This is a genomic window from Cupriavidus sp. 21MJTG02-4 (assembly GCF_057798975.1).
The window spans coordinates 295327-321830 of record NZ_JBYOJP010000007.1; the positions used below are offsets into that span (position 1 = coordinate 295327).

At 68.3% G+C, this 26504-nt stretch carries 23 protein-coding genes and 1 pseudogene; 12 read left to right on the top strand and 12 right to left on the bottom strand.

The genetic code is table 11. The annotated features are described in order from the left end of the window. A complete protein-coding gene (locus AC3FKH_RS16945; protein ID WP_488677016.1) occupies window positions 1-681 on the top strand; it encodes a GntR family transcriptional regulator in 681 nt (226 codons plus the stop codon). A gap of 12 nt (window positions 682-693) precedes the next feature. Here the strand turns inward: AC3FKH_RS16945 and AC3FKH_RS16950 are convergent, their stop codons facing one another. Further along, window positions 694-1659 (bottom strand): GlxA family transcriptional regulator, encoded by a 966-nt coding sequence (locus AC3FKH_RS16950; protein ID WP_488677017.1) that lies wholly within the window; start codon window positions 1657-1659, stop codon window positions 694-696. A gap of 278 nt (window positions 1660-1937) precedes the next feature. Between AC3FKH_RS16950 and AC3FKH_RS16955 the strand changes: the two genes are divergently transcribed. Together AC3FKH_RS16955 and AC3FKH_RS16960 are read left to right on the top strand one after the other, a co-directional pair. Then, the gene (locus AC3FKH_RS16955) at window positions 1938-3164 is read left to right on the top strand and encodes an MFS transporter (protein ID WP_488677018.1); all 1227 of its coding nucleotides are present in this window, start codon (window positions 1938-1940) and stop codon (window positions 3162-3164) included. Between the two features lie 22 nt (window positions 3165-3186). After that, a complete protein-coding gene (locus AC3FKH_RS16960) occupies window positions 3187-3390 on the top strand; it encodes a hypothetical protein (protein ID WP_488677019.1) in 204 nt (67 codons plus the stop codon). Window positions 3391-3450: 60 nt separating this feature from the next. Here AC3FKH_RS16960 and AC3FKH_RS16965 read toward each other — a convergent pair whose 3' ends face one another. The 4 genes from AC3FKH_RS16965 to AC3FKH_RS16980 form a co-directional block, all read right to left on the bottom strand. After that, window positions 3451-4626, bottom strand: a complete 1176-nt coding sequence (locus AC3FKH_RS16965) for an L-rhamnonate dehydratase (RefSeq protein WP_488677020.1) — start codon at window positions 4624-4626, stop codon at window positions 3451-3453. Between the two features lie 192 nt (window positions 4627-4818). Beyond that, window positions 4819-5841, bottom strand: coding sequence for a 4-hydroxythreonine-4-phosphate dehydrogenase PdxA (locus tag AC3FKH_RS16970; protein ID WP_488677021.1), 1023 nt, complete (start codon window positions 5839-5841; stop codon window positions 4819-4821). A gap of 29 nt (window positions 5842-5870) precedes the next feature. Further along, window positions 5871-6836 (bottom strand): Bug family tripartite tricarboxylate transporter substrate binding protein, encoded by a 966-nt coding sequence (locus tag AC3FKH_RS16975; RefSeq protein ID WP_488677022.1) that lies wholly within the window; start codon window positions 6834-6836, stop codon window positions 5871-5873. A 93-nt stretch (window positions 6837-6929) separates the two neighbouring features. After that, the gene (locus AC3FKH_RS16980) at window positions 6930-7880 is read right to left on the bottom strand and encodes a LysR family transcriptional regulator (RefSeq protein ID WP_488677023.1); all 951 of its coding nucleotides are present in this window, start codon (window positions 7878-7880) and stop codon (window positions 6930-6932) included. 160 nt (window positions 7881-8040) lie between these two features. Between AC3FKH_RS16980 and AC3FKH_RS16985 the strand changes: the two genes are divergently transcribed. Then, entirely contained in the window at window positions 8041-8973 is a 933-nt protein-coding gene (locus tag AC3FKH_RS16985) for a dihydrodipicolinate synthase family protein (RefSeq protein ID WP_488677024.1), read from the top strand. 14 nt (window positions 8974-8987) lie between these two features. On the opposite strand, the gene AC3FKH_RS16990 is transcribed toward AC3FKH_RS16985, so the two are convergent. The 3 genes and pseudogenes from AC3FKH_RS16990 to AC3FKH_RS17000 form a co-directional block, all read right to left on the bottom strand. Further along, window positions 8988-9917 carry a LysR family transcriptional regulator gene (locus tag AC3FKH_RS16990; protein ID WP_488677025.1) on the bottom strand — a complete coding sequence of 310 codons (930 nt, stop codon included), beginning with the start codon at window positions 9915-9917 and terminating at the stop codon, window positions 8988-8990. Between the two features lie 126 nt (window positions 9918-10043). Next, window positions 10044-12231: pseudogene (locus tag AC3FKH_RS16995) on the bottom strand (cation:proton antiporter). Further along, complete coding sequence (locus AC3FKH_RS17000; RefSeq protein WP_488677026.1) at window positions 12228-13169, bottom strand: LysR family transcriptional regulator; 942 nt, start codon at window positions 13167-13169, stop codon at window positions 12228-12230. Before AC3FKH_RS17000 ends, AC3FKH_RS16995 begins: the two are co-directional and overlap by 4 nt. A 133-nt stretch (window positions 13170-13302) precedes the next feature. Between AC3FKH_RS17000 and AC3FKH_RS17005 the strand changes: the two genes are divergently transcribed. Continuing rightward, entirely contained in the window at window positions 13303-14286 is a 984-nt protein-coding gene (locus tag AC3FKH_RS17005; RefSeq protein ID WP_488677027.1) for a 3-hydroxyacyl-CoA dehydrogenase family protein, read from the top strand. Continuing rightward, window positions 14283-15152 (top strand): beta-keto acid cleavage family enzyme, encoded by an 870-nt coding sequence (locus AC3FKH_RS17010; RefSeq protein WP_488677028.1) that lies wholly within the window; start codon window positions 14283-14285, stop codon window positions 15150-15152. The genes AC3FKH_RS17005 and AC3FKH_RS17010 overlap by 4 nt, the downstream gene beginning before the upstream one ends. Before the next feature lie 11 nt (window positions 15153-15163). On the opposite strand, the gene AC3FKH_RS17015 is transcribed toward AC3FKH_RS17010, so the two are convergent. Beyond that, window positions 15164-15406, bottom strand: coding sequence for a hypothetical protein (locus AC3FKH_RS17015; RefSeq protein WP_488677029.1), 243 nt, complete (start codon window positions 15404-15406; stop codon window positions 15164-15166). Window positions 15407-15658: 252 nt separating this feature from the next. Here AC3FKH_RS17015 and AC3FKH_RS17020 point away from each other — a divergent pair, with 252 nt between their 5' ends. Continuing rightward, a complete protein-coding gene (locus AC3FKH_RS17020; RefSeq protein ID WP_488677030.1) occupies window positions 15659-15988 on the top strand; it encodes an H-NS family nucleoid-associated regulatory protein in 330 nt (109 codons plus the stop codon). Between the two features lie 34 nt (window positions 15989-16022). Here AC3FKH_RS17020 and AC3FKH_RS17025 read toward each other — a convergent pair whose 3' ends face one another. After that, window positions 16023-16523, bottom strand: coding sequence for a hypothetical protein (locus tag AC3FKH_RS17025; RefSeq protein WP_488677031.1), 501 nt, complete (start codon window positions 16521-16523; stop codon window positions 16023-16025). Window positions 16524-16648: 125 nt separating this feature from the next. Between AC3FKH_RS17025 and AC3FKH_RS17030 the strand changes: the two genes are divergently transcribed. Beyond that, window positions 16649-17338, top strand: coding sequence for a heavy metal response regulator transcription factor (locus AC3FKH_RS17030; RefSeq protein WP_488677032.1), 690 nt, complete (start codon window positions 16649-16651; stop codon window positions 17336-17338). Next, entirely contained in the window at window positions 17335-18771 is a 1437-nt protein-coding gene (locus tag AC3FKH_RS17035) for a heavy metal sensor histidine kinase (RefSeq protein WP_488677033.1), read from the top strand. The genes AC3FKH_RS17030 and AC3FKH_RS17035 overlap by 4 nt, the downstream gene beginning before the upstream one ends. A 22-nt stretch (window positions 18772-18793) precedes the next feature. On the opposite strand, the gene AC3FKH_RS17040 is transcribed toward AC3FKH_RS17035, so the two are convergent. Beyond that, window positions 18794-19741: a LysR substrate-binding domain-containing protein gene (locus tag AC3FKH_RS17040; RefSeq protein WP_488677034.1), complete on the bottom strand. Its 948-nt coding sequence runs from the start codon at window positions 19739-19741 to the stop codon at window positions 18794-18796. A gap of 121 nt (window positions 19742-19862) precedes the next feature. On the opposite strand from AC3FKH_RS17040, the gene AC3FKH_RS17045 reads away from it, so the two are divergent. The 3 genes from AC3FKH_RS17045 to AC3FKH_RS17055 all read left to right on the top strand — a co-directional run bounded on the left by AC3FKH_RS17045 (window position 19863) and on the right by AC3FKH_RS17055 (window position 23247). Further along, a complete protein-coding gene (locus AC3FKH_RS17045) occupies window positions 19863-21692 on the top strand; it encodes a gamma-glutamyltransferase family protein (RefSeq protein ID WP_488677035.1) in 1830 nt (609 codons plus the stop codon). A gap of 75 nt (window positions 21693-21767) precedes the next feature. Then, window positions 21768-22739, top strand: coding sequence for a Bug family tripartite tricarboxylate transporter substrate binding protein (locus AC3FKH_RS17050; RefSeq protein WP_488677036.1), 972 nt, complete (start codon window positions 21768-21770; stop codon window positions 22737-22739). Next, window positions 22729-23247 carry a GAF domain-containing protein gene (locus AC3FKH_RS17055; protein WP_488677037.1) on the top strand — a complete coding sequence of 173 codons (519 nt, stop codon included), beginning with the start codon at window positions 22729-22731 and terminating at the stop codon, window positions 23245-23247. The genes AC3FKH_RS17050 and AC3FKH_RS17055 overlap by 11 nt, the downstream gene beginning before the upstream one ends. Before the next feature lie 20 nt (window positions 23248-23267). Here the strand turns inward: AC3FKH_RS17055 and AC3FKH_RS17060 are convergent, their stop codons facing one another. Further along, window positions 23268-26492 (bottom strand): CusA/CzcA family heavy metal efflux RND transporter, encoded by a 3225-nt coding sequence (locus tag AC3FKH_RS17060; RefSeq protein WP_488677038.1) that lies wholly within the window; start codon window positions 26490-26492, stop codon window positions 23268-23270. Window positions 26493-26504: the final 12 nt, after the last annotated feature.

Consider the following 26504-nt stretch of genomic DNA (forward strand, 5'->3'; position numbering starts at 1 on the left):
ATGGGCGCCACCACCACGGCGGTCACCGATATTGACGGCGGCGACGCGATGCAGCAAGTCGTCGAGACGCTCGAGGAAGATATCGTCTTCGGCCGCCTGCACCCGCGCGAGCGCCTGACCGAAGACGCGCTGATGGCGCGCTTCGGCCTGAAGCGCCACGTGGTCCGGCAGGCGCTGGCCGAGCTGGAGCTGATGGGCGTGGTGGAGCGCCGGCGCAATGCCGGCGCGTTGGTGCGCGCCTTCGACGCGCACGAAGTCGTGGAACTCTACGCCCTGCGCGAGGTGCTGGAGTGCCATGCGGCGGCACTGATCGCCATGCCGGTGCCGCCGCAGCGCCTGCAGGCGCTGATCGACGTGCAGCAGCGCCACGATGCCGCCGTGGCGGCCGACGATGCGCGCGCCGTCTTCCGCATCAACCAGCAGTTCCACCGTGAACTGTTCGCGCTGTCCGACAACGGCGTGCTGCAGCAGGCCATCGGCGAATACGCGCGGCGTACCCACCCGATCCGCTTCGGCTCGCTGGCCGCTGCCGCTTACCGCGAACGCGCCCGGCAGGAGCACTGGGCCATGATCGAAGCGCTGCGCGAAGGGCGGCGCGACGACCTGGTGGCGCTATGCCGGCGGCACCTGCTGCCGTCGCGCGATGCCTATTTGGCGGCGGAGAGGGCGCGCGGGCAGTAAGTTGGCATCGAACTAACCCCGATGAGCGTGCCGGTATTCCCCCGGCGTCATCGGCTGGACCTTGTTCCAGCAGGAACGGAAGGCCTGCACGCTCGCAAAGCCGCATTGGCCGGCGATGTCCTCGACTGGGAGCGAAGATGCCTCCAGCAGCCTGCGGGCCTTGTCCATGCGCAACGCAAGCTGGTACTGCTTGGGCGTCAGCCCGGTTTCCCGTGCGAACACACGCGACAGGTGCCTGGCACTGGTGGCGAAGGTCCCGGCGAAAGACGGATCCGACACACTGACAGACAAGTCCGTGGAGATGGCGTCCTGCACCGCATGAACCAGCGCATTGCCGTGCGAGCGGGAGCGGAATTTCGAATCCAGCTCCGGATCGCTGCCGAAGCGCCGGAACGGCACCACATTCTCGCGCGCCACGCGGATCGCGGCCTCGTCGCCGTAAATGCCCGCCACGAGTTGCAAGGCCAGGTCGATGCCCGAGGCGACGCCCGCCGAAGTCCAGATATTGCCGTCGCTGACGAAGATGCGGTTGTCCACCACCGATGCGGCCGGATGCCGCGCGCGCAGCCTGCCGACATGGGCGTAGTGCGTGGTGCAGAGCCGCCCGTCGAGCAAGCCGGCATCGCCGAGCAGGTAGGCACCCGTGCAGACGGCGGCGATGGTAAGTCCGTCGTTCTCGCGTGCCGCCACGCCGCGCAACCAGTCCGCCGTATCGCGCCATGAGGGCGAGCGGGTCAGCGTGTCCGTCATCTTGCTGCCGATGGCCAGCACCAGGTCCCCTGCAAGCAGCCGTGATGGCAACGGCCCGACCCGGCCAAGTTCGATGCCCTGGAATGCCTGCACGCTGGAATGCGGCCCGACGCAGCGCACGGCCAGCTTGCCGATGCCGAGTTCGGCAACCGTCGCAAGGATCTGCAGCGGTCCGGCCAGGTCCAGCATGTGAATGCCGGGGAGCATGAGGAAGTAGGCGGTTGGCATGGGACGGGATCGACCAGGAGCTGCTAGCCGAAATATTGCCACAAGCGTTGTTATATCGCGCCGTTTTGCTTCTGGCCATGATTCAGAATGGCCGAAAATTTGCCATGGATGGCGGGCCTGTTGCTGGCCGGTGGCCGCCGCACGCCATAGCATGGCAATCATCACCCACCGCTCGCAGCCCGGCAATCCCCGCGCCGTGTGCAATCCGGAGACCGATTCCATGCTGCCTTGCCATTTCCCCACGCCGGCGCTGCCGGATTCCTTCCGGAGCCGTTGACATGGCGACCGCCAGGCTTTCCCGCGCAGTCACGCTGCTGCTCGTCGCCACCGGCTTTGCGGTGATGTTCGCGTCGACCGCCGTAAAAGGCGTCTACCAGGTTTACTTTGTGCAACTTGCCACGCACTTTGGCCAGGGCCGTGCGCAGTTCGCGTGGTCGGGCGGGCTTTTCATGCTGGCCACCGGCTTGATGTCGCCCGTGGTGGGCGCACTGAGCGACCGCGTCGGGCCGCTGCGCACCGCGGCGATCGGTGCGTTGGCGGCAGGCCTTGCGTACGCCGGCGCGGCCTGGTGGCACCAGTCGCTGGTCTGGTTCAGCCTTGCGTTCGGCATCGTCGGCGCTTTCGGGCTGGCGGCGATGACCTTCGTGCCGATGGGCGTGCTGGTAGACCGCCTGTTCGAGGCGCGCCGGAAAGGGTTGGCCTATGCCGTGGTGACGAACGGCACGGCGATCGGCTTTATCGTGCTGTCGCCGTTCTGGATCTGGCTGCAGCCACAGGCGGCGTGGACGACGGTGTTCGGCGCAGTAGGCATGGTCTTCGCAATCCCTGTAGCAGGCACGCTATGGCTGCTGTCGCGCTGGGAACCGCCCGCGCCGGCGGTTGCCGCGGCGCAGGCCTCGGCCTGGGCCATCGTGCGGCGTGATCCGGTGTTCTACGTGTTGGCCGCAGGGTTCTTCGGCTGCGGCGCGACCATGGCCTTCATCGACGTACACCTGCTGGCGCACTGGCAGGATCTTGGCGTACCGCGCCTGGAAATGGGCTACGCGCTGAGCGCGCTCGGGGTGCTGGAACTGGCCAGCGGCATCGCCTCCGGGGCGCTCGCGCTGCGCTTCGACAAGCACCGGCTGCTGGCAGGCTTCTACGCCATGCGCTGTGCGGCGATGCTGTTGCTGCTGGTGCCGCAGGCGGGCGTGCTGCCGTTTGCGCTGCTGTTCGGCAGCAGCTACCTGGGCACGGTCATCCTGACGTCGATGTTCTGCTTCGAGCGCTACGGCAGCCAGGTCAAGGGCAGGGTGTTCGGGCTGCTGTTCCTGGTCCACCAGGTCGGCGCGTTCCTGTCGGTGCAACTGGGCGCGCGCTCGTTCGAAGCGACCGGCAGCTACGTGCGGACGATCGTCGCGCTGGGCTTGGTGACCGGCTTTGCGGCCGTGTGCGCGTGGCTGGGATTGCGTGGCGTTGTCCGCGTGCCGCCGGCCCTGCACGTCGCGGCAAGCGCCCGGCGCTGAGCACGGGACGGAGATCCGGCCGATGTCCGCGATACGATACCTGTTGGTCGTTGCCTGCCTGCTTCCGCTCATGCTGGCGGCCCTGCAGGCGGGCAGTCGCACGGGCATGGTGGCGGCGTGGTCCGGCATCGCCTTGCTGGCCGCGCTGCTTGGCCTGGTGGACGTGTCGGCCTACGTGCAGGCGCGCGTCGACGGGGTACTGTTCGCGGCAGCCTGTGGCGGATGACGGTGACCGACGCGCGGCAATGCAGCGGGGCGGCGTGACCGCCCCGTCCAGGCACGGGGTTCAGCCGATGATGTCGAAGTCGCCGAAATGCTCGTCGTTCAGGGTCAGGCCCAGGCCGGGCAGGTTGTCGTCCAGCTGCAGGTGGCCGTTGTCCGGTGCCGGGTCGCCCTTGAAGATGTAGTAGAACAGTTCGTTGCCGACTTCCACGTCGTGCACCGGGAAGTACTCCGACATGGGCGAAGCGGTGGAGGCCATGGTCAGGTGGTAGTTGTGCATCTGGCCGGCATGCGGGATCACCGGTACCGACCAGGCCTCGGCCATGGCGTTGATCTTCTGTGCCGCGGTGATGCCGCCCACGCGGTTGGTGTCGTACTGGATCACGTCCACCGCGCGGCGCTCGAGCAGGTCCTTGAAGCCGTACGAGGTGAACTCGTGCTCGCCGCCGGAGATCGGGAAGGGGCTCAGCTTCTTCAGCTCGGCATAGCCCTCGATATCGTCGGCGATGACGGGTTCCTCCAGCCAGCGCGGGTTGAACTCGGCCAGGCGCGGCACCATGCGGCGCGCGTATTCCAGCGTCCAGCCCATGTAGCACTCCAGCATGATGTCGACGCCGTCGCCCACCAGTTCGCGCAGCAGGCGCACCTGCTCCAGGTTCTTCTGCATGCCGGCGGGGCCGTCCTTGGGGCCGTAGCCAAAGCGCATCTTCATCGCGGTGAAGCCCTGGTCCAGATAGCGCTGGGCTTCGCCCAGGAAGGCGTCGCGATCGTCGTTGTTGTAGAGCTTGGAGGCATAGCACCAGATCTTCTCCTTGGTGCGTCCCCCCAGCAGCTTGAACACGGGTTTGCCCACCGCCTTGCCCATCAGGTCCCACAGCGCGATGTCCACCGCCGAGATCGCGGCCATGCCGATGCCCTTGCGGCCCCAGGCATGGGTGCGGCGGTACATCTTCTGCCAGAGGTAGTCATTGTCGAACGGGTCCTGTCCGATCACGATCGGGGCCAGGTACTGGTCGATGACCTGCTTGGCCACGCGCGGTGCCAGCGCGCAGTTGCCGATGCCGACCAGGCCGCTGTCGGTCTCGATTTCGACCACGAGCCAGCCGTGGAAGCGGAACGAGCCCATGGCGTCGCCGCGGTCGAACAGGATGTCCGTGGCGTTGGTGCAGAAGTGGGCCTGCGGGGGCACGGTCTTGCCCTTCCATTCGAATACCCGGGCGCGGACGTTGGTGATCTTCATGATGTGGCTCCTTTTACGGCAGAAATACGGTGGTGTCGGGCTGGCTTGCCGGCGCCGCGACTGCGCGCGCGAGTGCGCCCCCGGCCGCGGTCTCGGCGGCCGTGTTCAGGTTTGCGTTGTGGCCGCGGGCCGGCGGGCATGCCGGCGCCGCGTTCGAAGGGTGGCTCTAGGCTGACCTGTCAGGATGCCTGCTCACCGCTGCGCGGCGGCACGCCGTTGCGCACCCATCTGGCAGGCAAGCCGGAACGCCTGCAGGATCGCGCCGGGATCGGCCCGGCCTTGCTGGGTGATGTCGAACGCGGTGCCGTGCGCCGGCGTGGTGATCGGCACCGGCAGGCCGCCCTGGACCGTGACGCCGCGCGAGAAGCCCATCAGCTTGATGCCGATCTGGCCCTGGTCGTGGTACATGGTGACAATGGCGTCGAACTGGCGCTGGGCCGGTCCGCCCTGTACCTTGAGGAAAATGGTGTCGGCCGGGAAGGGACCCTGCGCCGCCACGCCGCGTGCCTGGGCAGCGGCCACGGCAGGTGCGATCACGTCGATCTCCTCGCGGCCAAAGGCGCCATTGTCGCCGTTGTGCGGATTGAGGCCGCATACCGCGATGCGCGGTGCGCCCATGCCAGCATTGCGCAGCGCCTGGTCGATCAGGTCGATCGCAGCGCCCACGCTTTCGCGCGTGATCATGGCCGGCACGTCCTTGAGCGCCACGTGCGAGGTCACGCGCGAGGTCCACAGGCCATCGAGTACATTGAACTCGCAGAAGGCGCCGCGATGGCCAAGCTGCTCGGCAAACCAGTGCAGCTCGTCGTTGTGGCCCATGCCGGCGGCATGCAGCGAGCTTTTGTTGAGCGGGCCAAACAGGATGGCGTCGGCCTGGCCGGCCTGCGCGAGTTCGAGCGCCAGTGCGAGCGTGCCCAGGCTGTAGCGGCCGCCTTCGGCGCTGGCGGCGCCGCGCGGATAGGCAGGCTTGCCTTCCAGCTCCCAGTGGTACAGGCGCGGGCCGGCGTCAGTGCCGTCGAAACCCAGGCGGCCGGTCTCGGGCAGCGCGAGGTCGACGCTGGCCAGCCGCAGGGCGTGGCGCCATTCGTTGCGATCGGCAATCAGCAGGATCTGCGCGTGCGCTGCGCTCGGGTCGGCCAGCAGCCTGGCAATCAGTTCGGGGCCGATGCCGGCAGGATCGCCAAGCACCATGGCGATGCGGGGAGGTTGAGTCATAGCGGAAGCGGTGAATCCTGAATGCGGGTTCAGTCAAGTTTGACGCCGAGTTCGGCGATCAGCTTGCCGTAGCGGGCATATTCGCTGCGCGAAAACGCATCGAACTGGCTGGCATTGAGCGTGCCGGGCACTGCGCCGACATCATTCAGGCGGCGCACGGTGTCGGGGTCCTTCAGCACGGTGGCGAGCGCCGCGCTGATCTTTTGCAGCGTGGCGGGAGGCGTGCCAGCCGGCGCATAGACCCCATACCAGGCATTCATCTGGATGCCGGACACACCGGCTTCGGCCAGCGTCGGCACGTTTGGCAGCAGGGGCGAGCGCTGGTCCGCGGTCACTGCGAGCGCGCGCAACTTGCCGGACTTGATATGGCTGATCACCGAAGGCATGGTCTCGAAGCTCATATCGACCTGGCCGCCCATCAGGTCAACCAGCGCGCTGCTGCTGCTCTTGTACGGCACATGCAGCAGCTGGCCATGGATCTGGCGGGCAAACGCCGCGCCGGCAAGATGCTGGGTGCTGCCGACGCCGGAGGAGCTGTAGCGGAATTTGCCGGGGCTGGCCTGGATCTGGGCCACCAGCGCCTTGACGTCGCGAGCCGGCACCTGGTTGTTGACCACCAGCACGTTGGGCACGGAGGACACCAGCGCGACCGGCGCCAGATCCTTGAGCGGATCGAACTGGAGCTTGAGCAGGTGGGGCGCGATCGCCTGCGAGGTGACCACGCCCATCAGCAGCGTATTGCCGTCCGGCGCCGCCTTGGCGGTGATGTCGGCGGCAATGGTGTTGGAGGCGCCGGGCCGGTTGTCGACCACCACGGGCTGCTTAAGGATGGCGGCCAGCTTGTCGGAAACGATGCGTGCCATCACGTCGGTGCCGCCGCCCGGTGCCGCCCCGACCATCAGGCGCACGGGCCGGGAATCCTGGGCCTGGACCGCGCCCACGGCGGCGGTCAGGCCGATCAGTCCGGCGCAGGCGCCGGTGATCCATCGTTTCATGCTTGTCTCCATCCTGATTGTCAGTCTTTGCTGCCTGACCAAAATATACGGACAGCAGTGCTGATCAACTACTGAGCATTTTTGAATGGGTGATCACCTGTGGGAATACCTCTGCGCATTGCCGGCGGATTTCAGCAGGCCGATCAGTTCCCGCGCCGCCGCCGGCAGCGTGCCGCCGCGCCGGGTGACGATGCCGAAGGTCTGGTGGCGCGATTGCAGCCGCACCGGCAGGATGCGCAACATCTTCTGACGGGCAAACAGCTCCGCCACGCTGGTGGGCAGCAACGACACCAGCCGGTCGCCGCGCTGGAGCAGGGAGACCGTCACGAACGTGGACGAGGTCGAGATCACGTTGGCGGGCAGGCTCAGGCCAGCCAGATCAAATTCGCGCTGCAGCAGTTCGTGCATCGGCATCTGTCCCGGGTAAACGATCCAGCGGTAGCCGGCCAGGTCGGCCAGCGCCAGGGCCTTGGCGCGTGGTGCCGCGCGGCCATGGCCCACCACCACCGACACCGGTTCTTCGCCGATGGGCTGGTAGTGGTAGCGGTCGGGCTGCCCGCTCACCAGCGCCCGGCCCAGCACCAGGTCCAGGCGCCCGTCGTCCAGCAGGTCGAGCAGGCGCACGCTGGTGTCCTCCACGAGGTGGAGCGCAAGCCTGGGCTGGGCGGCCTGCATGGCTTCAAGCGCCGGCACCAGTACGTCCGGCACCGCGCCCATGATGGTGCCCACCGCAAGCTGGCCGCCCTGGCCGGAACGGATCTCGGCCATGTCCTGGCACAGGGCGCCCAGGTCGGTGGCCATCAGCCGCGCATAGCGGATCACGCAATGGCCGAACGGGTTGGGCCGCATGCCGCTGCGCGAACGTTCGAACAGCGGCGCATCCAGCATGCCTTCCAGCTCCTGCAGCGCCTTGCTGGCCGCGGACTGGGTCATGGCCATGGCCGCGGCGGCCTGGTGCAGGCTCTTGTGTTCGTCCAGCGCGATCAGCAGTTGCAGCTGCTTCATGCGCAGGCGGGACATCAGGACGTCGAGCGTGGTCTTCATGGGGGCAGGGCGGGCGTGAAGGAATGGGCGTGAAGGACAGGGAGAGCGAGTCGAAAAAGCGATCACATAATGGAAACGATTCAATATACATCGCGGCCGGCCGCACCGTATATTGGGCCCCTGCCGGCCGTTGCCGGCTCCCCCTCAAGAAGGAGACCACATGAGCACGTCCGCCGCACGGCCGATCCATCGCGGGGTATTCCCGGTGGTGCCCACCATCTTCGACGCGCACGGCGCGCTGGACCTTGACGGCCAGCGCCGCTGCATCGACTTCATGATCGATGCCGGTTCGCACGGCCTCTGCATCCTGGCCAATTTTTCCGAGCAGTTCGTGCTCGGCGACGACGAGCGCAGCCTGCTGATGAAGACAGTGCTGGAGCACGTGGACGGCCGCGTGCCGGTGATCGTCACGACCACGCATTTCAGCTCGCGCATCTGCGCCGAGCGCAGCCGGGCCGCGCAGGACGCCGGGGCCGCCATGGTGATGGTGATGCCGCCCTATCATGGCGCCACGATCCGCGTGCCCGAGCGCGGCATCTACGAGTTCTTCGGCGCGGTGTCGGACGCCATCGACATTCCCATCATGATCCAGGACGCGCCGGTCAGCGGCACCACGTTGTCGGCGCCGTTCCTGGCACGCATGGCCAGGGAGATCGCCAACGTCTCCTATTTCAAGGTCGAGGTGCCGCAGGCCGCGGCGAAGCTGCGCGAACTGATCGAGCTGGGTGGCGACGCCATCGTCGGCCCGTGGGACGGCGAAGAGGCCATCACGCTGATGGCCGACCTGGAGGCGGGCGCCACCGGCGCCATGACCGGCGCCGGCTTTCCGGACGGCATCCGCCGCATCATGGACGCCTGGCAGGCCGGCGATGCCGAACTGGCGGCGCAGCACTACCAGCAATGGCTGCCGCTGATCAACCATGAGAACCGCCAGGGCTGGCTGGCCACGGCAAAGACGCTGATGCAGGCGGGCGGCGTGATTGCCTCGGACGCGGTGCGGCACCCGTTGCAGCCGATGCATCCCGCCACCCGCGAAGGGCTCCTCAGGATCGCGCGCCGGCTGGATCCGCTGGTGCTGCGCTGGGCGCGCTGAAGGCGCGCGCGGGACTAGAGCGCGGAGGCAGCCCGCAAGGCATCGATGATGACGCTCATCGAGGCCGTGACGGGACGGCCGCGCCGCGTCACGATGCCGTATGGCCCGAGCTTGCGCGGCAGCGGCAGCGGCAGCACGGCAAGGGCCTCCAGGCTGCGGTAATACGCCGCGACCGATTCCGGCAGCACCGCGATCAGTTCGCTGTCCGCCAGCAGCGACGTGGTCATCAGCACGGCGGCGGTCTCGATGGTGGAGGGCGGCGGCGCTATGCCCGCGTCCTCGAAGGAGCGGTCGAGCAGGGCCCGCATCGGGCTGGGGCGCGGTTGCATGATCCATGGATACCGGGTCAGCTCGGCGAAGGAAGGGCGCCGCCGCCGGGCCAGCGGATGCTGCGGTCCGACCACGATCGCCAGTCCTTCCTCGCCCAACTGCTCGAAGTCGAGTCCGCTGCTGTCCCAGCCTTCGGGTACGCGGCCCAGCACGATATCCAGCTGGTCGCGTTCCAGCAGCTGCACCAGCAGGTCGCTGGTGTCGACCTGCACCACCACTTCGAGCTGCGGATGGTCACGGTTGAGGCCGCGGATCACGTCCGCCAGCAGACCCGGCGTCGGCGCCATGACCGCCCCCACGCGCACGCGGCCGATTTTGCCGGATTCCAGGGCCACCAGCTCATCGCGCAGGCCGGCCATGTCGGCGAACACCAGCTTGGCGTAGCGCGTCGCCGCGCCGCCGAAGCGCGTGGGCCGCAGTCCGCGCGCATGGCGCTCGAACAGCGACACGCCCAGCAGGTCTTCCATGTCCTGCAGCATCTTGCTCACCGCCGGTTGCGTCAGTGTCAATGCCTCGGCGGCCTGGCGCAGCGAGCCGCGTTCCTCGATGGCCAGCAGCAGGCGCAGGTGCTGCATTTTCAGGCGGCCGTGCAGGGTGGTGACGGAAGGGATCATTGGGAGGAGAGCGGGCGGGGCGACTGCGGGGACCGGGCGGGCGATCCGCGATTGTTTATCGCCGGCCGGAACAGCGTCAACTGTTCATCATGCGCCCGCTTTCTGCGCAGCGACCGGAACCGGGCATCAACCAGGATCGCCCGGTTCCCCGCTGCGGGGGCTGTCCACCGGACCGGGCGCCGGCCGCGCGGATGGCGCGGCAGGCTTCTGGCGCAGCGAGTTCCACCGGGTCCGCCGCGTTCCTCCCGCGCTCAAGGGCGGGCGCACCAGATTGGCCTGCCAGGCGTGCTGCATGATCTGTTCGATCTGGTTGAACGCCTGCTTGGAAATCACGGCTTCCTCGCGCATGGACGCCAGCGAGTGCTCGCCCTTGCGCAGTGCAAACAGCATCAGCAGGCGCCGCTCCAGCGCCACGGTGTAGTCGCCGAACTGCTCGCGCATCTGGGCGAGGCCTTCGCCGGCGGAGTGGAAGCGTTCTTCGAGCACGCCGTCCAGCACCGTAGCCATGCGCGCGCCGAACACCGGCGTGAGCAGCGAGCGGTTGTAGCGGCGCAGGCGGTCGAGTACGGTCTGCCGGCAGATCAGCAGCTCGAAGCGGTCGGCCAGCGCGCGTGCCAGCGGACGGTCCAGGCCCAGCCACTTGTGCAGGAAGAGCGCGATCCGGTAGCCCAGGTGGTACTGCAGGATGGCACGCGCCGCGCGGTTGTAGCCGATGCGGCCTTGCTCGCGCGCGGCGTCGATCATGTGCGAGGTGTTGCGCATCATGGCGTCGAGGTTTGCCACCGAGATCACGCCATCGCCGTATTCGGGAATCAGCTCGCGTTCGCGCGTGGCCAGCGTGACCAGGCCGATGGTCAGGCGGTCGCGCTCGGACAGCGCGCTGTCGAAGTCGAACTCGGCCGAGCCCAGTTCGATACCGCGCCGGTAGTGCTGCGCGACTTCGCGCGCGGCGGCCGGCGGCAGGTCGAAGGTGTCGGCCACGCGGCCCAGCATGGCCTCGACCTCCTCGGTCGACAGGCGGATGGCCTGCTGCTGGAGCGCGCGTTCCTGCGGCGACAGCTGGTTGAGACCGAGCCGGTGGATCAGCCAGCGCAGCGTGGTGCCGTTCAGCAGCAGGCTGACCAGCACGAAGCCCGTGGCCAGGATGGCGACGAAGTGGCGCACCGGATGCGGCAGCGCGGTGTTCTCGGCGATGCCCAGCGCCAGCACTAGCGTGACCGCGCCGCGCAGGCCGCCCCACGCGATCGCCAGCTTGAACGGGCCACTGATCGGCGCGCTCAGCCGCAGCCATGACAGCACCGGCAGCAGGCCGAACAGGGCCAGCAGCCGCGCCGCCAGCGCGGCAACCACCAGCACCGCCAGAAGCCAGCCGTGCTGGACCGTGACGCCAGCCAGCAGCGACGGCACGCGCACCGCGGCCAGCAGGAAGACCACGGCGCCCGCGATGCCCGCGAACTGTTCCCAGATCATGCGCAGGTGACGCCAGTTGGCGGGCGTCAGGCGCGTCGGGCCGAGCGCGCTCACCATCAGGCCGGCACAGACCACCGCCACCACGCCGGACACGCCGAGTAGCTGCTCTGCCAGCAGGTACAGCGGGTAGGGCAGCCCCAGCGTCAGCGCGCTTTCGGCCATGGCCAGCCCCGACAGGCGCGGCAGCAGCTCGGCCACCAGCCGGCCGGCCAGCGTGCCGCACAGCACGCCGCCGACGAAGGACCACGCCAGCTCGCGCACGCCGGCGCCCAGCGTGGCCTGCGCGCCGTGGCCCGTGAGCATGGCGACCAGCACGCCGACGATGGCGATGGCCGCGGCGTCGTTCAGCAGGCTCTCGCCCTCGACCAGCCGGAGCAGGCGCGCCGGCGCGCCCACGTCACGGAAGATCGCAATGACGGCCGCGGGGTCGGTGGTGGCGACCACGGCCCCGAGCAGCAGGCATGCCGCTGGCGGCAGCGGTGGCCAGGCCGATCACGCCGGTGGCGACGATCACGGCGACCACGGCCAGCAGCAGGATCGGCGCCGCGTCGGGCAGCATGCTGCGCACGTCGGCGGTCAGCGCGGCGTGGAACAGCAGCGGCGGCAGGAAGATCCACAGGTAGGCCTCGGGCGGCAGTTCGGGATCGATCAGCGGATGCAGGAAGTGCCGCGCGAACTCCGGGTGCGCGGCATCGATCGCCACATAGCCCGCGCCAATGGCGATGCCGATGGCCGACAGCAGCGTCGATTCCGGCAGCACGAGGCGCGCGGCGGCGACCTGCACCACGGCCACGATCGCCAGCAGGACGCCAGCCAGGACCAGGACGTCGACGAGCAGGCTCATGCATCCACCTCGGCACCGGCCGCTTGCGGCTGGCCGCGGAAGTGGGAGAGGTGCGCGCGCACGGCATCGGCCAGCTCCGCCGCGGCGGGTGACAGGCTGCGGTTGCGCGGTGTCACCAGCCCGATCGAGCGCTCCGTCACTGGCCCTGTCAGCAGCCGCTCGACAATGCCCGGCTGTCGCACCGTGCCGGCGGCGATTTCGGGCAGCGCTGCCACGCCGAACCCGCATTCGACCATGGCGGCGATCGTGGCCAGGTGCTCGGCCTCGAACACCGGCTGAAAGCGGATGCGGTTCTGCAGGAAGGCCCACTCGGTGTACTGGCGCACGCTGCTCGGGTGCGTCATCGACACATGCGGCGCGCTGGCGGTGTCGGCCCAGCGCAGCGGCCCCGTGCCGCGTGCCAGCGGATGCGCGGACGGGATCAGCAGCACGAAGCGATCGGACAGCAGGGGCTCGTAGTGCAGGTCGGCCTGCTGCGGATCGGCCGCGGTCAGCGCGAAGTCGACATCGCCCGAACGCACCATGTCGAAGGCGGGGCCGGACAGGGTATCGAATACTTTCAGCGCCACTTCGGGGCGCGCGCGGTGGTAGTCCATCAGCACGCGCGGCAGCATGCGCGCCGCCAGCGATGGCAGCGCCGCCACGGCCACCTGGCCGCGTTCGGCGCTGGCAATGCCCGTGACCGCGTCGATCGCGCCCCGGAAGGCCGCCTGCAGCAGTGCGGCCTGCTGCATGAAGACCTGGCCGGCGGCGGTCAGCCGTACCGTGCGCGTGGTGCGGTCGAACAGGCGCACGCCGAGCGATTCCTCGATCCGCAGGATCTGGGTCGAGAGCGCCGATTGCGACAGGTGCAGCTGGGTGGCCGCTTGCCGGAAATTGAGCGTGCGGCCAAGCACCAGCGTGGTCTCGATGTCACGCATCGACAGGTTGATCTTCATGGGCCGGGTCGGTGGATTGATCTCGAAATCAGATCATTTTATCCATAGAATCGACTTCATCAATCAAAGCGGCTTCTCTACACTGCTGCCATTCCCTATTCGGCGGTGGCCAAGCGTGCCTGCCGCCTTCGCCATGCCAAACGACACTTTGCAGAATTCTGCCCCCTCCATCCCGCTTGACCGCCCTGGCGCGGCCCATGCCGTCGTGATCGGTGGCGGCACCATGGGGGCCGATGTCGCCGTGGTCCTGACCCGGGCGATGTGCCGTACCACCGTGATCGAGCCCGATGCCGACCGCGCCGGCGCGCTGCCAGGCCGCGTCGCGGCCAACCTGGCGGCGATCGGCCGCGCCGGAGGCGCCGAGCGGCTTGCGGTGGTGCCGGACCTTGACGCGGTGGACTGGTCGTCGGTGGACCTGGTCATCGAATGCATCCCAGAGCGCCTCGAACTCAAGCAGGCGCTGTTCGCGGACCTGTCCGCCCGCGCGCGTCCCGATGCGGTGCTGGCCAGCAACAGTTCCAGTTTCCCGATCAGCGCCATCGGCGACGGCCTTGCCGGGCGCGAGCGGATGCTGGGCCTGCACTTCTTCATGCCGGCGCACCTGGTGCCGCTGGTGGAAGTGGTCATGGGCACGGGCAGCGACGAAGCCTGCGCCGACGCGCTGATCGCCTTCATGCGCCGCTGCGGCATGGTGCCGGTCAAGGTGCGCCAGGACCTGCCCGGCTTCCTCGCCAACCGGCTGCAGCACGCGCTGTCGCGCGAAGCCTTCAGCCTGATCGACCGCGGCATTGCGTCGGCCGAGGACGTGGATGCCGCGGTGCGCTTCGGCTTTGGCTTCCGCTTCCTGGCGGCAGGGCCGGTGCTGCAGCGCGACCATGCCGGCATCGACGTGCATGCCGCCGCCGGGGCTACCATGTACCCGACGTTCTGCAATGACGACCATCCCGCGCGCTGCCTGAGCGAGCGCGCCGCCGATGGCCGCCATGGCATGAAGCGCGGCGAAGGCTTCTACGCATGGACGCCCGAAACCATTGCCGCCGAACGCGCCCGCTATGACCGGCTGCTGCGCGCCGGCCTTGACCTGATTGCCCCCGAACTGCCCGAGATCCAGCCATGACGCAAGCCACCCAAGCCACCCAGGCCCCCATCCAGCAGCCGCTGGCCAGTTCGCCGCTGATCATCACCGTGGCGCCCAACGGCGCCTACAAGCGCGCCGCCGACCATGCCGCGGTGCCTTTGACCGCCGCCGCGCTGGCGGCCGACGCGAAGGCGTGCCTGGACGCCGGCGCCGCCATGATGCACATGCACGTGCGTGACGCAGAAGGGCGCCATTCGCTCGATGCGCAGACTTATCGCGAGGCGCTGGCCACGGTCAGGCAGGCCGTGGGCGATGACCTGCTGGTGCAGGTCACCAGCGAGGCCGCCGGCGTGTACAAGGCCGCGCAGCAGATGGCGATGGTGCGCGAGCTGCGTCCCGAAGCGGTATCCGTGGGCCTGCGCGAAATCGCCGTTCCGGACGTGAGCGAGACCGAGCTGGCCGACTTCATCGGCTGGCTCGCGCGCGAGCGCATCATGACTCAGGTGATCCTGTATGACGCAGCGGATGTGCAGCGCTGGCAAGCCATGCGCGAACGCGGCATGGTGCCCCCTGGCGCGTGGTCGGTGCTGTATGTGCTTGGGCGCTATTCCGCAGGACAGGTATCGTCGCCGCGCGACCTGCTGCCGTTCCTGCAGGTGGCCGACGGAACGCTGCCGTGGTCCATCTGCGCGTTCGGCCGCGAAGAGAATGCCTGCGTGACCGCCGCGGCAGCGTTTGGCGGCCATGTCCGCGTGGGCTTTGAAAACAACCTGTACCTGCGCGACGGTAGCCTGGCGCCGGGCAATGCCGCGCTGGTCGAACAGGCCGCCCAGGGCGGGCTGATGCTAGGCCGCCCGCTGGCCACGGCCGCGGACGCCCGCCGCATCTATGGCGAGGTGCGCTGAGCCATCATCCCTCAGGCGCCGTCCGAGAAGGCATCGGGCGTGCGCGGACCGCTGCGCCCGCCGTCGGTGAACGGATCGGGGGTGCGCGGGTTGCTGCGCGCGCCATCGGTGAAGACATCGCGCGGGCCGTGGATGCTGCGTGCGCCGTCGAGGAAAGGGTCAGGTGCGCGCGTATTGGCGCTCGCGGTCGTGGCCACGCTGGCAAGCGTGGCGGCCATTGCCGTGGCCATCAGGGTATGTTTGAGCAGTCGCATGGTTATCTCCGTAGTCGGCCGGTCAGGGCTTGACCAACCATGCGGCCAGTCTAGACAGGCGTGCCGCACAGCAGCATGACTGCGCCATGACAATGGTGTCATGGGCCCGCGCCGGCGGGTCGCAGGCCGCGTTTCGCGGGACGCTTCGCCAAACACGGTAAAATCCCCGGAATCACACCGGCGCCGCCTGGCGCCGGTCTTCCATTGCACCGCCGGAATCGGAGACATTGCGGCGGGCTTCTCACACTACTCATGCCTGAGTCTGAATCAGCCAAGCTTGCCGCGATCACGTGGATTCGCGAGCAAATGGACAACTACGCCCTCACGCTTGACGACCTGATGGCCGCCGGATGCTTTGACGGAGAACCGTCGGCCGGAGCGGTCGCGGCCGCGGAAATTCCCGAGGCAACGCATCAACAAGCGCCCATCGACGCTGCTGCAGTGCAGCCGCCGCCAAAGAAGGCCACGCTGCTTTACCGCAATGCAATGGGACAGAGCTGGGACGGTACCGGGGAGTATCCGGACTGGCTTCAACGCGCGGTGAACGCGGGCCAGTCGATCGATTTCTACCGCGTCGAGTGAGGCACCTGCCGTCCTGGCAGGCGCACAGGACGTGTCAGGGCAGCGCGGGGAATCCGCTGAAAGGGCCGGCGAACGCGGCCGTGGACGCCATCGCGGCAGCATGCCCATAGTGGGCAAGTACCGTGATCGGCAGTTCGGTCAGCGCGCCCAGGGTGCATCCGGCGCGCGCGGCGCAGTGGCTGTGCACGCGGCTGCTGTCGCGCTGGACGGGCTTCTCTTTCTCGGCGGTGCCGTTCCCGTCGTGCAGTTGCAAGGGCGTGCCGTCACTGTCGGGGTCGCTCATGACGCGAACGGCGCCATCCGCGCAATGCGGCGCCGGAACGAGTGCCGCTTCGGCGCTCGCCTTGGCTGCCGCATGACGTTCGGCCAGCGACAAGCCAGCGGCCTGCACCACGGCACAGGCTGGCGTCTCGGATGCGGCGTGGCCTGCACCGGGCAGGGCCGCTAGCGGAAGGCACAGCAGTAAAAAGCGGAGATTGGGGCGTTTCATCGGCGGAGCGTGGAACCAATAGTTGCGTTCGGTGTCGATGGCCATTTTACCGGGCCCGCTGGCGCGGATGCGTCACCCGCAGATGACATTTTTGACATCTTGCGCCGCGCAGGGGCGGACTCGGCTAGCGTTATGCCTGCGGCGCAATGTTGCCCGCCGAAAGGACCCGCATGCGTATCCTGATTGTCGAAGACGAGCCCAAGGCGGGCGATTACCTGCAAAAGGGGCTGACCGAATCCGGCTTTGTGGTTGACCTCGCGCGGGACGGCATCGACGGCCTGACGCACGCGCGCGAGCAGCCCTATGACCTGATCGTGCTCGATGTGATGCTGCCCGGCCTGGACGGCTGGAGCGTACTGCGCGAGCTGCGCCGCGAACGCGATACGCCGGTGCTGTTCCTGACCGCGCGCGACGAGCTGCGGGACCGCCTCAAGGGCCTGGAACTCGGTGCCGACGACTACATGGTCAAGCCGTTCGCGTTTGCCGAGCTGGTCATGCGCATCCGCACCATCCTGCGCCGCGGGCCCTTGCGCGAAAGCGAATTCATCGAACTGGCCGACCTGCAGATCGACGCGATCCGCCGCCGCGTCACGCGCGCGGGGCAGAAGATCGACCTCACGTCGAAGGAATTTGCGCTGCTCTACCTGCTGGCGCGGCGCCGCGGCGAGGTGCTGTCGCGCTCGCTGATCGCCTCGCAGGTGTGGGACGTGAACTTCGACAGCAATACCAATGTCGTGGATGTCTCGATCCGCCGGCTGCGCGCCAAGGTGGACGACCCGTTCGACCGCAAGCTGATCCACACGCGGCGCGGCATGGGCTATGTGCTCGACGAAGGCGAGCCGCGCCTGGGCGACGCGTGAAGCGCCTGACGTCCTCCCTCACGGCGCGGCTGACGCTGGCGTATGGCCTGGCCACGGCGGCGATCCTTGCAGGCGTCGCGGCCTACCTGTCGGGCGCGCTGTCGGCGCAGTTGCAGGGGCGTGACGAAAGCGAGCTGGTCGGCGAAGTGCTGCTGGTGCGCCACCTGCTGCGCGAGGTGCGCAATGAAGACGAGGTCCGCGCCGATACGCACCGGTTCGCCGATATCGCCATGGGGCATGAGGGTTTGATCCTGGTGGTGCGCACGCCGCAAGGCGAGCCGCTGGTCACGCTCAATCCGCGCAACGAGGCCATTCCGGCGCTTCCGGTGCTGCCCGTCACCACGCAGCCGCAGAAATCCATGCTGCACGCGTGGAAGCCGAAGAGCGGGGCGGAGTCGTCGGCCATCGCGGCGCTCGGCCAGCTGGGCGACACGGGCCGTTCGGTGGAGATCGTGGTGCTGCGCGATGCCGGTTATCGCGTGGCGCTGATGCGCGAATACCGCCACCGCTTGCTCGCGGCAACGCTGTGCGGCGCGGCCGTGGCGGCGGCGTTGGGCTTCGTGCTGGCGCGGCGCGGATTGCGCCCGCTGCGGCGCATGGCGGCCGATGCGGCGGCGGTGACGACAAGCCGCCTGGCCACGCGCCTGGACGTCGGCAGCGCGCCGGCCGAACTGCGCGAACTGGCCGGCGAACTCAACGGCATGCTGGCACGCCTGCAGGACAGCTTTTCGCGGCTGTCCGCGTTTTCCGCGGACCTGGCGCATGACTTCCGCACGCCGATCAGCAACCTGGTCGGACAGACCGAAGTCACACTGGCGCAGAGCCGCAGCGTGGCCGAGTACGAGGCCTTGCTCGAATCCAACCTGGAGGAATACGAACGCCTGTCTCGCATGATCGAGAACATGCTGTTCCTGGCGCGTGCCGACCACGCGCAGGTCGCCATGGGCGTGCGCGCACTGGATGCGCGCGCGGAAATCGACAAGGTCGCCGAATACTTCGAGGCGGTCGCGGCGGACCGCAACGTGAGGGTGTCGGTGAATGGCGCCGCCAGCATTCATGCGGACCAGACGCTGTTGCGCCGCGCGGTCACGAACCTGCTCGACAATGCCTTGCGTCATGCGCCGGCAGGCAGCACGGTACGCGTAGAGGTTTCGCGTCGCGCGGGCGAAGAGGGCGGCGCCACCTCCATCCGCGTGGTCAATGCGGGGCCGGCAATCGCTCCCGAGGTGTTGCCGCATATATTTGGCCGCTTCTTCCGCGCCGATCCGTCGCGCCGCAATTCGGCGGCTTCCACCGGGCTCGGTCTGGCCATCGTCGATTCGATCATGCGTTTGCATGGTGGCCGCGCGCTGGTCAGCAGCTCTGACGGCGAGACCGTGTTCGCGCTGCTGTTCCCGGCAGGGAACGAGCCGCGGCCACACGTGGCGGGTTGACACCATCGCGGCTTGTGTTGCCTCAGACCTGTCTCCCCACCTCCGCCACGCTAGCCACCAGCGCCGCGATCTTTTCATCCTCGCCGGACTCCCTTCGCCACATCACGCCCACGGGCGGCAGGTCCCAGCTCAGCGGGTGCGGCAGCGTCGTCGCGCCTTCAGCCTCAACCAGCTCGGCGGCGACGCCTCTTGGCACGATGGTGATGGCGCCCAGGTGGCTGCGCAGCACGGTGGCCATGGTCTTGATCGAGTAAGTTTCGACGATCGGCGTAGGCTGCGCCACGCCAGCCACCGCGAACATGGTGTTGATGGTGCGGCGGATCGGCGTATTGGGCGGCGGCAGCAGCCAGTCGCGTTCGGCCAGGCGGCCCCAGTCCAGCGCGCTGCGTGACAGGCGGGCCGCCGCCGGGCTGGGCACCACCAGCACCGGCTCTTCGCGGTAAAGCGGACGCTGCGCGATATCCTCGCCTGGCACATAGAACGTGCGCGCGATCACGCAGTCGAGTTCGTGGGCGCGCAACGCGGCCACCAGTTCATCCGTAGTGCCCTCGCGCACCAGGACCGAGATGCGGGGCGAGCGCGCCAGCCCGAAGGTGCAGGCGGCGTCCAGCACCGGCCGCGCGATGTACGGAATCACCCCCAGGCGCAGCCGCCCCGACAAGCCAGCCTCGATCACGGCAAGCTCGCGGCCGAGCGCATCGGCGTCGGCCAGCGCCAGGCGGGCATGCGCAAGCACGCTCAGGCCGGTCGGCGTCGGCGCCAGCCCCTGACGCGTGCGCGTAAACAGCGGTACCGCGAAGATGTCCTCGATCTCGCGCAGCATCTTGGTGACGGCCGGTTGCGACAGGTTCATCTCGGCGGCGACGCGCGAGACCGAGCGCTGCCTTTCCAGCGCCAGCAACAGCGGCATGTGCCGCAGGCGCAGCCGCGAAATGACGCGATGGACCAGGTTGTCGGAAGCGAGGGACATGGTGAGCGGCGGCGGAGTAGTCGTATAACCAATCGGTGATGCAATGATAACCAAAGACGTCATTGCGGTTATTTCATGACCCTATACTGGCCAGAATCCCTGGAGCCCTGGAACCCATTTCATGTTCACTACCCGTCCGGAAATCGTCGGCACCTTTGGCGTGGCGGCATCGACCCACTGGCTGGCCACGCAGACCGCCATGGGTGTGCTGGAGCGTGGCGGCAATGCCTTCGACGCGGCTGCGGCGGCCGGCTTCGTCCTGCAAGTAGTGGAGCCGCACCTGAACGGGCCTGGCGGCGAAGTGCCGATCCTGTACTGGAGCGAGCGCGAGCGCCGCGTGCGCTCGGTCTGCGGGCAGGGCGCCGCGCCAGCGCTGGCGGATCCGGCGCAACTGCGCGCCATGGGACTCGAACTGATGCCCGGCATCGGCCTGATGCCTGCGACGGTGCCGGGCGCGTTCGGCGCCTGGCTGACCATGCTGCGCGACCACGGCACGTGGTCGCTGGCCGACGTGCTGGCGCCGGCCATCGGCTACGCGCGCGATGGATTTCCGCTGGTGCCGCGCATCTCGCGCGCGATTCTTGCCGTGCAGGCGCTGTTTCGCGACGAATGGCACAGTTCGGCTGAAACCTGGCTGCCCGGCGGCAAGGTGCCGCGCCCCGGCAGCCTGCATACGCTGCCCGCGCTGGCAGCGACCTACACGCGCATCATCGACGAAGCGCAGCAGCGCAGCGACACGCGCGAAGGCCAGATCGACGCGGCCATGGATTGCTGGTACCGCGGCTTCGTGGCACGCGAGATCGACAGCTATTGCCGCAACACGCATGTACGCGACACCACCGGCGACAAGCACACGGGCCTGCTTCGGTACGAGGACATGGCCGCATGGCAGCCTGACGTGGAAGCGCCCGTCACACTGGATTTTGGTCGCTATACCGTTGCCAAGTGCGATATCTGGAGCCAGGGGCCGGTGTTGCTGCAGCAGCTTGGCATGCTGCGCCAAGCGGACCTCGCACAGCATGCCCCGGACTCGGCGGAGTTCGTCCACCGGATTGCCGAAGCCTGCAAACTGGCCATGGCGGACCGGCTCGCGTGGTATGGCGATCCGCGCTTCGCGGCCAGCCCGCTTGCCGCGCTGCTGGACGGCGGCTACCTGGCCGGCCGCGCGCAGCGCATCGGCGAGCGAGCCTCGCGCTCGATCGACCCCGGCATGCCGGGCGGCATGGCCCCGCGCCTGCCCGACCTGGAAGCCGCGGTGCGCACACTGCAGCGCGCGGACGTGCGCTTCGGCGTGGGCGAACCTACCTTTGCCGAACTGCCGCCGGTATCCGAGTGGGCCGAGCGCGAACTGTTCGTCGGCGACACCTGCCATGTGGACGTGATCGACCGGCACGGCAATATGGTGGCCGCCACGCCGTCCGGCGGCTGGCTGTCATCGAGCCCGACCATTCCCGCGCTGGGCTTCGCGCTCAACACGCGCCTGCAGATGACCTGGCTCGAACCGGGCCTGCCAAACTCGCTCGCGCCGGGCAAGCGGCCGTGCACGACGCTGTCGCCTTCGCTCGCGCTGCGCGACGGGGAACCGTACATGGTGTTCGGCACGCCCGGCGGCGACCAGCAGGACCAGTGGTCGCTCGCGTTCTTCCTGCGCCATGCGGTGCACGGCATGAACCTGCAAGAGGCCATCGATGCGCCCGGCTGGCATATCGATCATTTCCCGGGCTCGTTCTGGCCGCGCCAGACCGTGCTTAACCGGATCACCGTGGAATCCCGTTTCCCCGAAGCCACGCTGGCCGCACTGCGCGACCGCGGCCACGAGGTGCGCGTGGGTGACCCGTGGTCCGAAGGGCGCATGTCCGCCTGCACGCGCGAACGCGATGCGAGCGGGCGCCTGGTGCTGCGCGCCGGCGCCAACGCGCGCGGCATGCAGGGCTATGCCGTCGGACGCTGAATCCGGCCATCCATCAACAGAAGAGGGCGCGTGCAGCGGCATGCTGGATCGCGCGAGACCGAGGAGAGCAAGACCATGACATCCATCCTGAAACGACTGCTGGGCGGCGTTGCCGCGCTGGCGTTTTGCGTCGCCGCGCAGGCCGCGGATGCCTACCCGCAGAAGCCGATCACGCTGATCGTGCCGTGGGCGGCGGGCGGTTCCACGGACATCCTCGCGCGCGTGCTGTCGGAGCACCTGACGCGCTCGCTCGGGCAGCCGGTGATCGTCGACAACAAGCCCGGCGCGTCGGGCAATATCGGCTCGGCCATGGTCGCGCGTGCGAAGCCCGATGGCTACACGCTGCTGGTCGGCTCGATGAGCACGCACGCCATGAACCCGGCGCTGATGCCCAACATGCCGTTCCGCGGCGTCGAGGATTTCACGCCGCTGGGGCTGCTCGCGTACGTGACCAACACGATGGTGGTGCATCCGTCCGTGCCCGCGCAGAACCTGAAGGAACTGATTGCCTACGCCAAGGCCAACCCCGGCAAGCTGGCCTATGCGAGCGCGGGCCCTGGCTCCACCAACCACCTGAGCGCGGTGCTGTTCGAGCGCATGGCTGGCGTGCAGATGCTGCATGTGCCTTACAAGGGCGGTGCGCCGGCGGTGGTCGATACGGTCGCCGGCCAGACGCAGGTGCTGTTCTCCGCGGGCACGCAGACACTGCCGCACGTGAAGGCCGGCAAGCTGCGCCTGCTGGCCGTGACCGAAGCGAAGCGCTCGCCGCTGTTGCCGAATACACCGACCGTGGCGGAGACCGTGCCCGGCTATGAATTGGCCGTCTGGTATGGCGCCTTCGGTCCGAGGGGCATGCCTGCCGACCTGGTCGCGCGGCTGAACCGCGAAATCAATGCGGTGATGGCGCTGCCCGAGGTCAAGAAGCAGATGAACGCAATCGGCGTGGAGACCGCCACGTCGACGCCGCAGCAGTTCGGCACCATCCTGCGCAACGATGCGGACCGCTACGGCAAGCTCATCCGCGAACTCGGCATCCATGGGGAATGACGTGAGTGCTGCCCTGGACCACGCCGCGGACCTGCTGGTCTGCACTAATGGCCTGTGCGATGCGCTGCAGCGCGCGGCCAATCCGCTGGAAACGCTGGATGCGGCAGGCGCGGCAACGCTGCGGCTACTCGGCCCGGGATTGCTGACGATCAACGCGTGGCATGCGGGGACGGCGGAAATCGAGCGGATCTGGTCGTCGGACCCCGCAGCCTATCCGCCAGGCGGGAAGAAGTCGAAGCCGGACAGTCCATGGCGCCGGCAACTGCTCGAAGCCGGACAAGTCTTCGTCGGCGAGGGCGACGCGGCGCTGGCCGCCGTGTTCGACGATGTTGCGCTGATCCGCTCGCTGGGTTGCACGGCCGTTGTCAACGTGCCGCTGTGCAAGGCCGGGCAGGTATTCGGCACGTTCAACTACCTGGCCGACCGTGCCGCCTGGGATGCCCGCGAAATCGCTGCGCTGCGCGTGCTCGCGAATCTTGCGGCGCCTGCGGTGCACGCCACCCTCTGATTGGTCCGTCCCACGCGGATCTAGTTGACCGGATCCCGCACCAGCGCACTGCGCACGCCTTCACCGGCGCCCATCTGCTCATCGCGACGATGGGCGAGCCGGTACAGCACCGGCAGCACCAGCAGCGTCAGCGCCGTTGACGACACGATGCCGCCGATCACCACCGTAGCCAGCGGGCGCTGCACCTCGGCGCCGGTGCCCGTGGCAATGGCCATCGGGATGAAGCCGAGCGAGGCCACCAGCGCCGTCATCAGCACTGGTCGCAGCCGGCTCAGCGCGCCCGAATGCACGGCCTCGTCGAGCGCCAGTCCTTCCTCGCGCAGGCTGCGGATGAAGGAAAGCATGACCAGCCCGTTCAGCACCGCCACGCCGGACAGCGCGATGAAACCGACCGCCGCCGAGATCGACAGCGGAATGCCGCGCAGCCACAGGGCAAGGATGCCACCTGTCAGTGCGAACGGAATGCCGGTGAACACCAGCAGGCCGTCCTTCAGGTTGCCGAACATCGCGAACAGCAGCACGAACACCATCAGCAGCGCCAGCGGCACGACAATCTGCAGGCGGTGGGTGGCTGACTGCAACTGCTCGAACGTGCCGCCCCAGGCGATCCAATAGCCCGTGGGAATCGCCACGCGTTCGGCAAGCGCGGCCTGGGCGTCCGGCACGAAACTGCCGACATCGCGTCCGCGCACATTGGCGCTGATGACGATGCGGCGCTTGCCGTTCTCGCGCGAGACCTGGTTCGGGCCGGGCGCGATGTCGAACGTGGCGATCTCGCCCAGCGGGATATAGCTGGTGCGGGGCGCGGCGTCTGACGAGTTCATGCGCATGCCGTTGGCGGCCGCGGGCCGCGCGTCAGGCGGCAGTGGAATCGGCAGGCGGCGCAGGGCGTCGACATCGGCGCGCACATCTTCGGGCAGGCGCACGGCAATGCGGAAGCGCCGGTCGCCTTCGAACAGCGTGCCGGCATCGCGCCCGCCAATGGCGATGGCGACGGTGTCCTGCACATCGGTCATGTTCAGTCCGTAGCGCGCGGCGCGGGCGCGGTCGATGGCGACGGTCAGGACGGGCAGGCCGGTAGTCTGCTCGACCTTGACCTCGGCCGCGCCCGGGACCGATTGCAGCGCCGAGGCGATCTTCTGCGCCGTGGCTTCGAGCACCGCATTGTCATCGCCGAACAGCTTGACCGCGACATCGCTGCGCACGCCCGAGATCAGTTCGTTGAAGCGCAGCTGGATCGGCTGCGAGAATTCGTAGCGGTTGCCGGGGATGGTCTCCAGTTCCGCCTGCATCTGCGCGAGCAACTGGTCGCGCGTCTTGCGCGGATCCGGCCATTCGCTACGCGGGCGCAGCATGATGTACGCGTCCGATGCATTGGGCGGCATCGGGTCGGCGGCGATCTCGGCGGTGCCCGTGCGCGAGAACACGCGTTCGACCTCCGGGAACTTCTCCTTCAGGCGTGCCTCGACCTGCTGCTGCATCGCCACCGACTGGCTCAGGCTGGTGCCGGGGATGCGCAGCGCCTGCACGGCGATATCGCCCTCGTTCAGGTTCGGGATGAACTCGCTGCCAAGCCGCGTCGCGACCAGGCCGCTCAGCACCACGGCAACCGCGGCGAAGGTCAGCACCACCGGCGTATTGGCGACAGCGCGGCTCAGTGCGGGCGCATAGAGATTGCGCGCCCACTGCATCACGCGGTTTTCCTTCTCCGCGACGCGCTCGCCGATAAACAGCGCCACGGCGGCGGGCACGAACGTTACCGACAGCAGCATGGCGCCAATCAGCGCCAGCACCACCGTGATCGCCATCGGGTGGAACATCTTCCCTTCGACGCCGGACAGCGCAAAGATCGGCACGTAGACGATCATGATGATCAGCTGGCCGAACACCAGCGGGCGGCGCGCTTCCCGTGCCGCGGCAAACACCTCGTGCAGGCGTTCGCTGCGCGTAAGCGGGCGGCCGTGGTGCTGCTGCGCATGCGCCAGGCGCCGCACGCAGTTCTCGACGATGACCACCGCGCCATCGACGATGATGCCGAAGTCCAGCGCGCCCAGGCTCATCAGGTTCGCGCTGATGCGGTAGGTGGCCATGCCGGTGAAGGTGAACAGCATCGACAGCGGAATCACCAGCGCGGTAATGACCGCCGCGCGGATATTGCCCAGGAACAGGAACAGCACCGCCACCACCAGCGCCGCGCCTTCGAGCAGGTTCTTCTTCACGGTGGCAATGGCCTTGTCGACCAGCACCGTGCGGTCGTACACCGTCACCGCTCGCACGCCCTCGGGCAACGAGCGGTTGATCTCGGCCATGCGGGTGTCCACGGCACGCGAGACTGCGCGGCTGTTCTCGCCGATCAGCATGAACACCGTGCCGAGCACCACTTCGCGTCCGTTGTCGGTAGCGGCGCCGGTGCGCAGTTCGCGCCCGAGGCCGACCTCGGCCAGGTCTCGGATGCGGATGGGCTGGCCCTGCGCGGTGCCGACGATCACGTCGCGAATATCGTCCATCGAGCCGACCTGGCCCGGTGCGCGCACCAGGTACTGCTCGCCGCGCCGTTCGATGTAGCCCGCGCCCACGTTGCTGTTGTTCTTCTCCAGCGCCTGCACCACGTCCTGCAGGCTCAGCCCATATGACGCCATGCGTTCCGGGCTCGGTGCCACAAGGTATTCGCGCGCGAAGCCGCCGATCGTGTTGATTTCCGTCACGCCGGTGACCGTGCGCAGCTGCGGCTTGATGATCCAGTCCTGGATTTCGCGCAGGTCGGTCGGCGTGTAGCGCGTGCCGTCAGGCTTGCGTGCGTCGTCGTGAGCTTCGACCGTCCACAGGTAGATCTCGCCAAGGCCCGTGGAAATCGGCCCGAGCTGGGGCGTGGTGCCGCCGGGCAGCTTCTCGCGCGCCTCCTGCAGGCGCTGGTTCACCAGCTGGCGTGCGAAGTAGAGGTCGGTGCCGTCCTGGAAAATCACAGTGACCTGCGACAGTCCGTAGCGCGACAGCGAGCGCGTCTGCTCCAGCCCGGGCAGGCCCGCCATGGCGGTCTCGACCGGGTAGGTGACGCGCTGCTCGGTTTCCAGCGGCGAGTAGCCGGGCGCCTCGGTGTTGATCTGCACCTGCACGTTGGTAATGTCGGGCACGGCGTCGATCGGCAGGCGGCTGTAGCTGTACAGGCCCAGCAGCGCCATGCCGAGCACGCCCAGCAGGACCAGCCAGCGCTGTTCGATGGCAAAGCGGATGATGCGTTCAAACATGGTCGGCTCCGG